Origin of the sequence: Chlorogloeopsis sp. ULAP01 (assembly GCF_030381805.1) — a bacterium.
In the GTDB taxonomy this organism is placed as follows: domain Bacteria; phylum Cyanobacteriota; class Cyanobacteriia; order Cyanobacteriales; family Nostocaceae; genus Chlorogloeopsis.
On the sequence record NZ_JAUDRH010000025.1, the window covers coordinates 71,229 to 85,983 of the forward strand.

Sequence of the window (14,755 nt, forward strand, 5' to 3'; positions counted from 1 at the left end):
ATCAGGGATTCGGAATTACGGTCTACTGTCACTGGCACTGTGCTGTTGGCTGTAGAGGTACAGGGAGCATTACCTATACTGCAAGGTTTAACTCCTGTTGCTACACACAGCGATGCTAATGGTAGTTACGCACTATTCGCAGTTAATCGTGCTGGCTTAAACTTAATCGAAGTTACTTCCCTCACTCCCTCACTCCCTCCCTCCCTCACTCTCTTCGTCGCTGGCGATATCAACCGCGATGGAAGAGTTGATGGGGTGGATAGTGGATTGTTAGAGGGAGCGATCGCTTCTGGAGTTTACAATACTACTTACGATTTCAACCGTGATGGTGTCATTAATGCTACTGATGTGCAGATTATTGGTAGTAATTATGGCTTTAGAGCGAATCGTGCGCCTGTGGTTACTTCCACATCTGTGCTGACTCATACTGATTTAGATACCAGCATTGCCATAGATAAATTGGCTACTGACCCAGAAGGCGACCCGATTTTCTATCGTTTGGTAAATCCTGTGAATGGGACAGTGGCGTTTAGTCCGGATGGTCGTTCTGCACGCTTCTTGCCGATTGCTGGTTATTCGGGGACTGCAAGTTTTGAGTTGATTGCTGATGATGGCTTTAGTACTTCTGCACCAGCTACGGTAACTGTGAATGTTAGCGATGCGCCGTTGGTGAATTTAGACTTTGCCAAGCGTGGATTGCGTTTAAATGCTCTTGAGAGTGCTGAATTGGTAGTGATTGGCGATTTTGCCGATCAAGAGAATGTAGTTCTGCCGTATTCTTATTTGCAGTTTGCGTCGGATAATTCTGCGGTGGCGGTGGTAACAAGTACGGGTAAGGTAACTCCTTTGAGCGATGGCGTGTCGGTGTTGAGTGCTGGGCGTAATGGTATTACTGCGGTAACGACGCTTAGGGTGGGTGAGTTGTTGCCGACAAATCAAGCACAATTGAACGTAGCGATCGCTGAACAAGAAGGTCTGGATTTGTACCCTGAAGCTGTCATGCTCACCCAAGGTGTAACAAGACAATTATTAGTTGGTTTATATGGACTAGAAGAATCACCAGACCTGAAGTATAAAGATGCAGGAACTCGCTACTATGTCAGCAATCCTGGGATTTTGCAAATAGGTGACGATGGGTTAATTACTGCTTTAAATGAAGGTTTAACCAACGTAACGGTAATTTACGGCGCAGCAGAAGCAATAGTACCTGTACGCGTAGAAAAACCTCATTTGGGTGAGACTACACTTGGTATCAATGGCGGAATTATTCAATTTGGTGATGGTGCAAACCGTTCACTGTTGATGCTACCACAAGGTGCGTTAACGGAAGATACCAAGGTTGACTTTACACTCTTAGACCAAAAAGAAGATTTATCATTACCGCTTCCTGGTGGTTTTGAGTTTGCTGGTGGCTTTAACTTAAATATTGGTGACAATACTCTCCTGATTCCAGCGCAGATTGCAATTCCTGCACCTGCTGATTTACCTGTGGGTAGTGAAGTTTACTTTATGCGTAAAGGTTCTATGCCTGATGCAACAGGAACTTGGCAGCCCATGTGGATGTTGGAAGAGTCAGGTGTTGTTACTGCTGATGGAATGATTCGCACTCAATCTCCTCCGTTCCCAGGCGTTACCAAACCTGGTGAATATGCAGCTTTTTACTCAGGTGTTACTGGTAGTGGTAGCCTAGTCAAGGGCAAGGTAACTCTCGAATATAAATTCCCACCAGCCTTCTACGGCTTGCTGATTCCACCGCCACCCGATATTGACCTTGGAAAGATTGGATTCGGTATTGCTTTAGCAACATTCCCCAATAGCAAAAATCAAATCCTCAAACAACTTGGCAGTGTACTTCAAATATTAAAAGCACCACTAGAAACTGTTGAAAAAATCACAAACATTTTAGAGAAAGCAAAAACTCTTGCAGAAGTTGGAGCAGCATTATCACAAGGACAACTTGATGCAGAAGTTCTGAAGAAAGTTACTGAATTACTGAAACCTTATAGTGCTTTTGGACAATTATTGAATCCAGATTTATTTGTTTCCATTCCAGCATTTAAAGTTTCTTACGATATCTCTAAAGTAGATATTGTACAAGTTCCTACAATTGGGCTACCGGTGGTGACTTCTGCCAACGTACAACTCAACCCAGATGGGGTAGCGACCTTTGAAACAAGGCTAAATTTACCTGCACCAACTACAACCGATCCATCTGCGCCCCCTGTTTTACAAAAGGCAGAACTGAAAATTGAAACCACAGAAGATGATACAAAAGAGCCAGTATTGGTTCTAACAGGCAGCAACTTTATAGTGCCATACACTATAGCCAATAACTCCAGCACTGGGTTTGAAGATTTGATTGTTAATTTCCGTGTTGGCGATCAAACTTACCAAGGTACTATTCTTTCCGGAAAAGATTTGGGTAACAATCAGTTTGAAGTTAGAGTCAAGTCTTCAAACAAAATAGCGTTGGCAAGCGCCGAAATTTCAATCACGCGAGCTCAAAAAGAATATTTTGGTACTGAAGCCTCGAATTTTCAAATAGTTAAATACGACAGCAATCTTATCCGCTTGTCGGCTAACAATGGTTATGTTTTGGCAGCACAACCTTGGAGTGACAAGGTGGCTGTTCTACAAGGAACAAACCCAGAAGCAGTAGTTGAAGCTACAAGCAGCAATGACCTACTGATAGCTCGCATTCCCGTAGGTACAGATGATGTAATAGATAGACCGCGAGATATTGCTTTCACCAAGGATGGCTCCCGCGCTTACGTAACTTTAGAAAATTCTGGTCGCATTGCTCTAGTTGACCCATTGTTCTTGCAACAAATAGATACAAAACCTGAAACTGAAGAAATCGACACGATCAAGTTACCAACTGCGGCCTCAGCGCGTGCAATTGTTGTTGATAACCAAGATCAATATGCTTACATTGCTGATGGGCGAGTGGGAGTTATTTATGTACTGGATATCAATCCCAACTCCAAGACTTATCATCAGGTAATCCAAAACATACAAATTTACGGAGCACCTCTTGGATTGCGTGAGTTGGTCGTTAGTACTGATGGTCGCAAACTGTTTGCAACAGCACCTGCTTCTGGCACAGCAAAAAGCAAGATTGTGGTAGTCAATATAGACCCCAAAGATAAACCCGAATACTACCAAAATAATCTTCGACTATGGCACGAGCAGGTTGCTGCAATTGATGTTGAAGGTGCAGAGGGATTGTCTACTACTGCTGACCCACGCTTTCTCACCTTTACCAATCGTAAAAGCGATGCTACGGGTTACGGAGTTATTGAAATAACTAATGATGAACCCTCCATCTTTTTTGCTGCTACTACACGCTACGCCAAACTTAACCTTGGTAGTATTTATGACTATTTTGATGTCAATGAGGGTGTGTCAGTTGTTGTCACTAAAGACAAAAAATATGGGTTTGTAGCTGGTTATAACGGTAGTAATTTTGGTTCGGGTATTGAAAGTATCGATGGAGTGCAAGCTGGTAGCAATATTGGTATCATTAAAGACCCACTCAGCGATAATCCACAGTTGTTTGCTGCTACGCGACCCATTCCTCTAGGATTAACTACTGACTTAGCACTTTCTAACGACGATAAATATCTTTATGCTTCCTACCCATTGGGGGGTGGAATATACATTTTTGATGTCGAGGAAATGGTAAAAACCTTGGAACGCCCAACTGACTATATTATTGACCAGTTTGGCAGACCAATTGATTCTCCTTTCTTCGATTCTCGTTACCAGCGTCCGGCTAACATCCTCGATTTTGATTGGGTGCCAATTGACGATATTAATCCAAAAATTAGTATTGCTGCTGATTACGGGATTATTAAAGAAAACCGGGTACGGAATCAATTTACTTATGGTGTGTTTGAGGGAAGCGATCGCGCTCCTGTAAATGTCGGTGTGACTCGAAATTTGGCTGTATCGCCTCCTGATGTACTGAAGTTAACAAGTCCTAATGGTATTAAAGAAGGAGATTTAACTCCTACCTTTACTTGGGATTTCCAAATCAGTAATGAGCAAGTTCAAGAAGTTAACCTCTTTGTCAGTACTTTCGCTGAAGGTAAAGGATTGTTGCCTTGGGATGAGGTAGTTGATTTATCCGATCCATTGTTTTTATCTGAGTTAAATCAATACCAAAAGCAACAGCTGCTGACGAAATCTTGGAATGAGTACAAAGATTTCAACCGAGGAAGGATTGTGACAGCTACTTGGAAGCGGGAAACCAATACTTGGTACTGGCACGATGGTATTACAGTTGTTACTCAACCAGAAGCAGATCCGGAAAATACCAGTACTCGCTTTACTTTGCCGGATATTCGCACGCTGACTGCTGGTCAAAATTACCATTGGGCTGTACAAGCTATTAGTACAAGTGGACAGTCAGAAATTGAGTTTGGACAATTTGACACTATTGCTCCTGTAAGTACAAATCCCTTTAGCAGCGTAACTGTCCTTACTCATGGATTTACGCTCTTCCCAACAAATACGGGGATTCCTGATAATTTCTATGATTTAGCTGACAGTATTGCTTCCGTCAATGGAGATTCACCCAATGAGAAAGGGTTAATTCTGCGTTACGATAAGCCAACAAGTCTATGGATTCCAGTAGATAAACAGTCACGAGTACTGACTGACTTGACGGGTGGTCTCAATCCTGGAGATGAAAATTATTTAGTAACATTAGCGAATAATATTCAAAGCAAATATGTCAACCAAAATAAATCATTAGTATTGCTTCCAGAGTGGTCTACAAATGGTGAGTCAATACAATCAAATAGTGGCTTTACGGAAGCTGCTGCTGATGCAATATTTGCTTCAATTGTGCAATTAGATCAAGCATTAGGTGGTAATGTTGGTGAACATGATAATACTGGTAATTTGGTTAGATTATATGACGATAAAGGGGATTTAATTAGCCAACAGGGGGCGTTATTTAACTCAAACTTACACTTTATTGGGTTTAGTCGCGGTACTGTTGTTAATAGTGAAATAATTCAACGTTTGGGAACTTATTTCCCCTATGCAGGGGGACGGATTAATGCTGATGGAACTCCTGTTGTTGATAGTAATGGTAAGCCAGTTCGTGACTTGCAAATGACGACTATTGACCCTCATGATTTTTATCAGGAGAGTTTAAAGGTTGATTTAGTAATTCCTGGGTCTCCTATAATCAAGGATTTTAGAGATTTTAATGAACCGCAAGTCCAAGTTTGGGATAATGTCACGTTTGCTGATAACTACTATCAGACTGTAGCCGATCCTAAAGGTTCAACTTGGACTCCTAATGGTCGTTTCATAGACGGTGCTGATGTCAATATGTTGCTGAATGGTCGCACTGGGTTTACCGAAGATGACCGCAGGGGAAGCCCGCACGGAAATGTATTTTCGTGGTATGCAGGTACTACTGATTTAGCAATAGATGAAGTTGATAATGGATATACGAGAAAGGCGCGACCTATTTACGATCAATTAGGAGAAAGGAGTTTGGAACAGTTACTAGATCCGCAAGCCAATAATGTCTTACTGACACCGTGGTACTATTCATCTGAGAATCAAGGTTCTACTGAGGGTATCGCTACTGGTTGGTTTTATTCTGTGTTGGGTGGGGGTAAAGATCAGCGTCCAACTATGGACGTAAGTAAGCGTGTGACAGTAAGTACTGATAATACTAGCAAGGCCAAGATGCGGGGCGATTATGCAGTTCCCACTGTTTTTAATGGTAATTTTGATGCGATTTTTAGCAGAATGACTGATCAACCTATTCCTGGTTGGTCTTTAAATAATGGTGCTAATTATACTTCGTTGCAAAGTGGTTTGAAGAAATGGTCTGAAATTGGACTTGGGAATTCAGATAATTTTGCTTTGCAATTAGGAGCTAACGAAAGCATTACGCACAATAGCTTTGTTGTGCCTGATTGGGGCGTGTTGCGGTTTGATTTGCACGTACCAGTCCCTGATCCAGCCACTGATTCTCAAGGTAATATTCTTCCTCAATCTAGTGTGGTCAGAGTTTTTCTTGATGACTATGAACTACGAAGTTCCGCTTATCAAGGATTGAGTCAGAAAGAGCGTCAAAGTAATGGTAATCCGAATGTTAGTGCTGATGAATATCCAGCAGTTGATTTACGTGAGTTTAATCCTAATTCAGCCACATCAGCAGGGTTTAACCCTAAACTAGCTGAGGCTCAATCTAACAGGATTGGTTTTGCCAAACAAGGATTTCAAACTTTTCAAGTCGATATTCCCAATGAGTTTCGTGGCAAGGTGAAAACCCTGAAATTTGAGGTAAACGGAGGCAAAACAGTTTATTTAGATAACGTCTTCTTCAAGAGTCAACATCTATTATTTGGTAATCCAGCGTTAAACGGGCAAGAAGCGAGAAAAGATATAGACACTCCCGAATTTAGCGACCCGTATTTTATTCGTAATGATCAAGAGCCTTCTAGCACATTTCGTACCAATTATCTCATTGAAAAACCACAGTATTCTTTGTCTTACAATGATGATACAAGGACACTCAACTGGGTTAGCTATCAACTAAACAAGTCTTGGCTTGGTGCTGAAACTAAAAGACCAGATTTCCAGTCAGACCCTCGTTTACCTTTTGGAACTCAAAAAGGTCCTGCTTCTCAAGACATTAACTCTGCAAACAGCAAGTACGACAAGGGGCATATGACTGCTGCGGCAGATCGTAGTCGAAATAAACAGGATTATTATTCAACATTCCTGATGACTAATGTTTTGCCTCAGCCGTTAGAGCAAGCAACTGGTAAGTCTCAATGGACAAAACTAGAAGAATATTTGCGGGATAAATTAGTAAATAAACATGACAAAGAGCTATATATTGTTGAGGGAAGAGATGGACAAGCAATTGATGCTTCCGGCAATCCTCTTCTACTTAACAATAAAATTAGTGTCCCCGAAAGTGTTTGGAAGGTTGTGCTAGTTCTAGATCATCCTGGTCAAGGAATTTATGATGTAACTAAAGACACCCTTGCTTTTGGTATTTATTTACCCAATATCCTTGATGCAAATCGTAAAGGACAAGACCCTGATGACCATTGGGAGCAAAACTTCACACTTAATGGAAAAACATTTGGACTATTTAATGTTAGACAACTTGAAAATATAACTGGCTATAATTTTTTGTCCAATATTCCTACAGATATTCAACAAGCAATTGAAAATCGTAGTGTTACAAATATTAGAACAAAAATCAGTATTATCGAACCTGCTCCTTTAATGGCTGCAACAGAGCCAGAACTATTTCCATTTACAGTAGGGACCTTTTTCAACAGTGCCGTCGGGCATAGTAGTATCCCAAATCAGGTTGAAATGTCCCTTGATGAGCATACCGATAGCCCCTTGAAAGTTAGCATCAATCAAAACAGCATATTCAAAATACCCTATGGTAGCACCGATGAAAACAGCGCTACTCGCATTCACCTGGCTCAAATTGGCTCCAGTCAAATCAGCCCCACTCAAAGTAGCCCAACTCAGGTTGGCAGAGAACAAATTAGCATCTCTCAAAATCGTTTTTACCAAACCAGCCCCACCCAAATAAACACCGAACAGATCGGCTCCAGTCAAATCAGCCCCACTCAGATCGACTTTTTCAAGATTAGCTCCCCGCAGGCTAATACCCCGCAAGTCAGCACCTTCAAGTCCAGTAATCTGACCATCAATCCCATCTCTTTCACCCATTTCACCAACAATGCGAATCAACTCAATCCCATTAAAGTTACGCTCCCCAGCTTTGTAACGCTCCAACAATTCATCAGTAGTAATTCTCCAAACCATAATTTAACCTCCAACTTATTTTCCGATCTTAAATATAGTTCTACAAATCTCTGGTCTACCTTATTCGACCCCACCTTCAACATCAACTTCTCTTTCACCGACCTCCCCACCGGACAACTAGCAGAAGCCCAAATCACCAACTATGACTCCCTCGGTCGCCCCAACGGCGGAACCATCCTCATCGACCACAACGCCAACGGCATCGGCTGGTTCATCGACCGTACCCCTTGGGAAAACGGCGAATTCACCTCCTCCCTTACCGACACAGCCTTCCGCGCCACTACAGGCGACGCAGTAGGCAAATACGACCTGCTTACTACCATCCTGCACGAAATGGGACACCTAGCAGGCATCATTGCAGGCAACCCAAGCTTTGACCGCTACGTTCAAAGCATCAACGGCACAAAAACCTTCATAGGCGACAACTTCACTGCCACCCTCACTCCAGATGGTAGCCACCTCGATTCCAAAGTACACCCCTACGACCTGATGAACAACACCCTTGCTCCAGGCGTGCGTAAGCTACCATCATGGCTCAACCTGCAAATGGTCAACGCCATCCGTTCCCTGGAGGGGGGGAGTGGGACAGGGGGACAGTGGGGGAATACCCTGCAAGCACCGCTAACTGCAATACTCCTTGCAGACATTACCAACGGCAACTTCAACCAAGAAATCCCAACTGCTCCCGACTTTGGTTGGTCAACTCGTGGTGCAGCCACAATCCTTAATTCCCAAGCCGTCCTCACCGAAGAATCGCGTTTTAACAGCAACTTCACCCAAACCTTCATCATTCCACAAGAAGCCAAATACCTCCAGTTCACCATCGTTGACAGCCACTTGGGAACAAGCTCCCTCGCTCCCGGCGATGCCTTTGAAGTCGCCCTCCTCGATGCCCGATCCCACACACCCCTAGTTGGCACCGCCACCGGACTGACTCAAACCGACTCCCTCTTCAACCTCCAACACTCCGGCAACTCATACTTTAGTGATAAAGTCAAGATAGCAGGCGCTAACACCAGTGGCGACAAAATAGCCCTCAACACTCCTCGTACCGTCACCGTAGACATTAGCTCCGTCGCACCCGGAACTGTTGCCACCCTCTACTTCGACCTACTCGGCTTTGGAGCAAAAGATGGTAAAGTCATCATCGATGACATCCGCATCCTCAACAACAACCTGATTGCTCCTTTTGCTAACAACGACACTGCTACCACCGACCAAGCACAACCTGTAACAATTAACGTCCTGAGTAACGACAGCGATGCTGACGGCACCCTAAACCCCAACAGCGTGCTAATTGGCACTGCACCAACTAACGGTTCCATCATTATTAATAACGACGGCACCATCACCTACACCCCCAACGGCAGCTTTGTTGGTATAGATACTTTCACCTACGTAACACTTGACAACGACAACGCCATCTCCAATGAGGCAACAATTACAGTCACCGTCAACAACACTGACCCCACCATCGACCATCTTGCCGTAGAATCAAACGTTACTGAAGGTACAACCGCCACCTTTAGCGCGATCGCCAGCGACTACGGTGACACCCTCACCTACACCTGGAACTTTGGGGACGGCACTGAAATTATTACAGGACAAACCGTCAACCACGTCTTTGCTAACAACGGCACTTACACCGCTATCCTTACCGTCACCGACACCTACGGTGCAGCGATCGTAGAAACATTGCCAATCAATGTTAATAATGTTGCTCCGAATGTAATTGCGGGTGCAGACCAAATAGTATTAGAAGGTCAAACTGTCAGCTTCAACGGTAGCTTCACCGACCCTGGTATTGTTGATACTCACACCATCAGTTGGGACTTTGGCGACGGCACAACAGCACAAGGTACATTAACTCCCAACCACATATTTGTCAACAATGGCGTCTACTCTGTCAAACTTACAGTCAAAGATAATGACGGTGGTGAGACTAGCGATACCTTAACTATCACCGTTAATAACGTCGCACCCACAATTACCAATGTTACTGGCAACATCAATATTAATGAAGGAGAGAACGCCAACTTTACTGCCACTGCCACTGACCCAGGAAACGATACACTAACCTACACTTGGGATTTTGGCGATGGTACTAACCCTCAACAAGGTAACACCGTCAGCCATATCTTTGCCGACAACGGCATTTACACAGTCACTGTAACAGTAGAAGACACAGATGGTGCGAAGAACGAGCAAACCCTCACCGTCAACGTTAACAACGTTGCACCCATAGTAGAGGCAGGTGTAGACTTAACAACCGATGAAGGTACTGCCACTACCTTCAACGGCAACTTCACCGACCCCGGTATACTCGATACTCATACTATCGAGTGGGACTTCGGCGACGGCACCACCCTAGAATACAACCCTCGCTCCCTCACTCCCTCACTCCCTCACTCCTCCTACCTAAACCCAACACACATTTATACTGCAAACGGCACCTACAACGTCACCCTTACAGTCCGCGATCGCGATGGCGGCGTCACCGCAGACACCCTCACTGTTACAGTCAACAATGTCGCACCAATTATTACTGAGATTTTTGGTGATACAAATGTGGATGAAGGCTCACAAGCTTACTTTAGCGCAAATGCCACCGACCCAGGAAACGATACCCTCACCTACACTTGGAACTTTGGCGATGGAACAGACCCAGTAGTTGGACAAAATGTCAGCTACATTTTTGCCGACAACGGCACTTACACCGTCACCCTGACTGTACGAGACTCGGATGGCGCTTCCACATCCTCAACGCTTTCTGTCAACGTCAACAACGTCGCACCCACAGTTGAAGCAGGCGACAATCAAATTATGTATGTTGGCGAGACAGTCGCCTTTGACGGTTACTTTACCGACCCTGGTATATTAGACACCCACACCATTGTTTGGGACTTCGGCGATGGCACAACCCTAGAATACAACCCTCACTCCCTCCCTCCCTCACTCTCTCCCTCCTCCTACCTCAATCCAACACATATTTACACCAGTAACGGCACATACAACGTTACTCTCACAGTGACTGATGATGATGGTGGTGTCACCAACGATACAATAACCCTTACAGTGAAGAAACCACCCACATTGTCTGTCAACGACATCTCCTTCATCGAAGGCGATGATGGCCAGACCTACGCCGTGTTTACTGCCAGTTTATCAGAACCCAGTTTGCGGACAGTAACTGCCAACTTCTCCACGACCGACGGCACTGCCACAGCCGAAAGTGATTATCTGGGCACCTCTGGAACAATTACTTTCGCTCCTGGTGAAACTACTCAAATTATCACAGTGGCAATTATTGGCGATCGCACCGATGAATTTGACGAAACATTCTTCCTCAACTTCAGCAATGCTACAAATGCAATCATTGCCGATGCCACTGGCGTGGGTACAATTTTGGACAATGACGAACCGCCAACACTAACTATCACTGATAAATCCATCGTTGAGGGAGATAACGGCACTAGTTATGCCATCTTCACCGTCAACCTCGATGCTTTGAGTGCTAAACCAATCAGCGTTAATTTTGTCACCGTAGATGGGACAGCTACAGCCGGAATCGATTACTTAGCAACTAATGGTGTCCTCACCTTTACACCGGGAGAAACCACCAAGACTATTACCGTAGAACTGGTCGGCGATACTCTAGATGAATATGACGAAACCTTCTTCCTGCAACTAAGTAATGCTACTAATGCCACAATTGTCAATGAACTTGCCACAGGTATTATCCTAGATAACGATGAGCCGCCAGTACTGACGATTAGAGAAAAAACCATTACCACTACTGAAAGCGGTACAGCAAAAGTAACATTTACCGTTAGCTTATCCAACCAGAGTGCCAAAGCGATTACAGTAGACTACAGCACTGTCAACGGTACTGCAATTGCTGGCAAGGATTACATCCCAACTAGCGGTACCCTGACTTTTGCACCGGAAGAAACTACCAAAACCATAAGCATCCAACTTCAAGACGATAGCATTGACGAATACGACGAAACCTTCTTGTTGAAACTAAACAATGCTGTTCACGCCACCATTGCAGAGGATGCTGTTGGTGTAGTGACAATTGCCGATAACGACGAATCCCCAGCCCTATCCATTGCAGATAAAACTATTACTGAAGGGCATGACGGCATTTCATACATGAACTTCACCGTCAGTCTCAATGCCCAAAGCGAGAAAACGATTAGCGTAAAGTACGCAACTGCTGACGGTACAGCCATTGCTGGAAGTGATTACCTTGCAAATAGCGGAACCCTAACCTTTGCGCCGGGAGAAACAACTAAGACAATCTCTGTTGCAATCATGGGCGATCGCCGAGATGAATTGAATGAATCCTTCAGTATCAATCTGGGTGAAGCGATTAATGCTACCATCGCCGATACTACTGCTGTTGGTACGATTGTGGATGATGATGAATCGCCTGTACTCAAGGTGAGTGCGTCTCCCGCCGAATTATGGCCTCCCAACCACAAAATGGTCGAAGTTAAAGTTAACGTACAAGCCAGCGATGACTTTGATCCCAATCCTGTAGTTAAACTGGTGTCGATTACCAGTAACGAACCAGATAATGGTCTTGGTGACGGTGATACCGCAGGGGATATTGAAATTCGACCGGATGGACGTATTTTCCTGCGGGCAGAACGTTCTGGCAAAGGCAATGGGCGTATTTACACCCTGACTTATAGTGCTACCGATAGTGCTGGCAATGTTACCTACTCAACCACACAGGTGAGAGTTCCTCATAGCAAAGGCAAATAATGGAAATGAACTTGTATCAGCTAACCTTTGGACGCAAAGAGTAACGTCCCACTATTTGCACATCCAGTTCATAATGCTTCTCAAGTCCGCGTCGTTGTAAGGCTAGATTAATCGCATCGTGATGCCAAAATTTGCTCGATTCGCTTTTGATGGGACATACTCTCACGGTGGTAGCGATAATAATAGAGCGGTTTTGCCAGGTGTTCTATCTGTGTCACCTCGGAAAGTCGCAGGCATAGTTCATAGTCTTGGGCTAGTTCAAATTCCTCATTGATACCACCTACTTGCTCGTAAACATCCCGACGCAGCAGTCGTCGGAAGTGGAAAATCATGAAGTCAACCAACAATCGCTCTTTGGAATAGGGTATGCGGCAACGCTGCCCATATCCTATAAGATTGTGGTTTTCATCTATAACTTGGTAGTCTGTATAAACTAGTCCAACTTCTTTGCGTGCATATAGTACAGCAGCTGTTTCTTTCAAAGCAGTCGGTGCCAATAAGTCATCGCTATCTACCAATCCAATATAGGGACTAGTAGTCTGTTTGATTGCAGCTTTGAGCGAACGCGCTCGCCCAGTATGTGGTGCCGTTACTACACGCACCCGTTGGTCAAATTGAACTGCCGAGCGAGCAATTTCAACTGAACTGTCAGTGGAACCATCATCCCAAATTAATAGTTCAAAGTCGGGGTAAGTCTGGCTCAAAACACTTTGAATTGCAAAACCAAGATAGCGTTCCCCATTGTAGACCGTCATAATGATGGAAATTAGTTTTTTCATCAGGTATTTACTCTAATATCAAACTTTTATTTCTTATTTTTTTTCTGACATCAATGTATATTTAGTAACTAAATAAATACAAGTTATTTTATACCAGGATTATTTTAGTGCTTAGAAAATACTATTTAGCTTATTTGAATTAAGCTTTGGCACCTAATAATACTTTTTTTATCATACCAGTATTGTTACTTAGGAAAAAGTTAAATAATTAGTACTGCTTACGTAGAAGCGGACTGAGCCTAAATACGTATCATCAAGGTTGTCATAATTACAAAAAAAGAGTAATTATTCAGTAGGGAGACTCTAACAAAACATTTCCCTAACTGTACAAAGCAATTTACCCAAACTCCAAAACGGCTTGTTTTCTCGCTATGACCCCAGTTCTCCAATTTGGCAACCAGACAATCAGTGTCGCAGAAGCATTAAAGCTGCTGGCTGGTTACCAAATGCTTCCGCAGTTGTGCCGTTTCCTAATCATTGATGAAGCGATTGCTTCAATCAAACTCACCCCAGAGGAAAACACCAGCACCATAGAGCAGTTTTATCAAAAGAATCAACTAACTGCGCTTCAAGCACGGACATCAATCCTAAAACATTACGGTATGAGCGAGGCACAACTAGAAGCCCTTGCCACAAGAGAATTAAGAGTTGAAAAATTTAAAATCGCCACTTGGGGAGCAAAGCTGGAGTCATACTTCCTGCAATATAAACCTCAGTTAGACAAAGTTATTTATTCCCTGATTCGCACATCTGATGCAGAAGCAGCCCAAGAACTCTACTTTCGTATCAAGGCAGGAGAACAAAGCTTTGCCGAATGTGCAAGCCTTTACTCGCAAGGACAAGAAGCTCACACTCTTGGAAAGTTAGGCCCTGTTCCTATGAGCCAACCTCACCCAGTGATTGCCCAAAAACTCGCCATCTCTCAACCAGGACAGTTGTGGCCACCAATGCGATTAGATAATTGGGTTGTAATCGTCAAATTGGAGAAACTGATTCCCGCTCAACTAGATGATGCCACACGCACTACTCTACTTAACCACTTATTTGAACAATGGCTAGCTGAGGAAATGAGCAAAACACCTTTATCGCTTCGCTCTGGTGAGGAGATGAGGGGATGGGGTGATGAGGGGATGGGGTGAAATTATTCTCCCCACCTCCTTACCTCCTTATCTCCCCCTCTCCCCCTCATTTCAACCCTGGTAACGCAATGACTTCCAACACCAGCACCTTTGAGGAATTCTTAGCTAGCATCTCCCCCTTTGACAGGCTTGAGGGCGGTGTAATTGAGCGCATGGCTGCAAAACTAGAACCATTGCGCTACCGGATGGGACAAGCCATTTTGGTGAAAGAAACCCTACCTGCAAGAATTGCCA

The 14,755-nt window shown here is 44.1% G+C and carries 3 protein-coding genes and 2 pseudogenes; 3 read left to right on the forward strand and 2 right to left on the reverse strand.

What is annotated here, in order from left to right:
* Nucleotides 1-39: 39 nt before the first annotated feature.
* Nucleotides 40-7,182, forward strand: a pseudogene (locus QUB80_RS35105) (DNA/RNA non-specific endonuclease); the annotation flags it as partial.
* 111 nt (nucleotides 7,183-7,293) lie between these two features.
* Here QUB80_RS35105 and QUB80_RS35110 read toward each other — a convergent pair.
* Nucleotides 7,294-7,830: a pentapeptide repeat-containing protein gene (locus tag QUB80_RS35110; RefSeq protein WP_353962239.1), complete on the reverse strand. Its 537-nt coding sequence runs from the start codon at nucleotides 7,828-7,830 to the stop codon at nucleotides 7,294-7,296.
* Nucleotides 7,831-9,024: 1,194 nt separating this feature from the next.
* Between QUB80_RS35110 and QUB80_RS35115 the strand changes: the two are divergent.
* Nucleotides 9,025-12,603, forward strand: a pseudogene (locus tag QUB80_RS35115) (cadherin-like domain-containing protein); the annotation flags it as partial.
* Nucleotides 12,604-12,710: 107 nt separating this feature from the next.
* Here the strand turns inward: QUB80_RS35115 and QUB80_RS34060 are convergent.
* Nucleotides 12,711-13,382, reverse strand: coding sequence for a glycosyltransferase (locus tag QUB80_RS34060; protein ID WP_289793884.1), 672 nt, complete (start codon nucleotides 13,380-13,382; stop codon nucleotides 12,711-12,713).
* Between the two features lie 371 nt (nucleotides 13,383-13,753).
* Between QUB80_RS34060 and QUB80_RS34065 the strand changes: the two genes are divergently transcribed.
* Entirely contained in the window at nucleotides 13,754-14,521 is a 768-nt protein-coding gene (locus QUB80_RS34065; protein ID WP_289793885.1) for a peptidylprolyl isomerase, read from the forward strand.
* Nucleotides 14,522-14,755: the final 234 nt, after the last annotated feature.

Excerpts from the sequence above, each read along its gene's own strand:
- QUB80_RS35110 (WP_353962239.1), bottom strand. The coding sequence starts at position 7,830 with ATGGTTTGGAGAATTACTACTGATGAATTGTTGGAGCGTTACAAAGCT.
- QUB80_RS34060 (WP_289793884.1), bottom strand. The coding sequence starts at position 13,382 with ATGAAAAAACTAATTTCCATCATTATGACGGTCTACAATGGGGAACGC.
- QUB80_RS34065 (WP_289793885.1), top strand. The coding sequence starts at position 13,754 with ATGACCCCAGTTCTCCAATTTGGCAACCAGACAATCAGTGTCGCAGAA.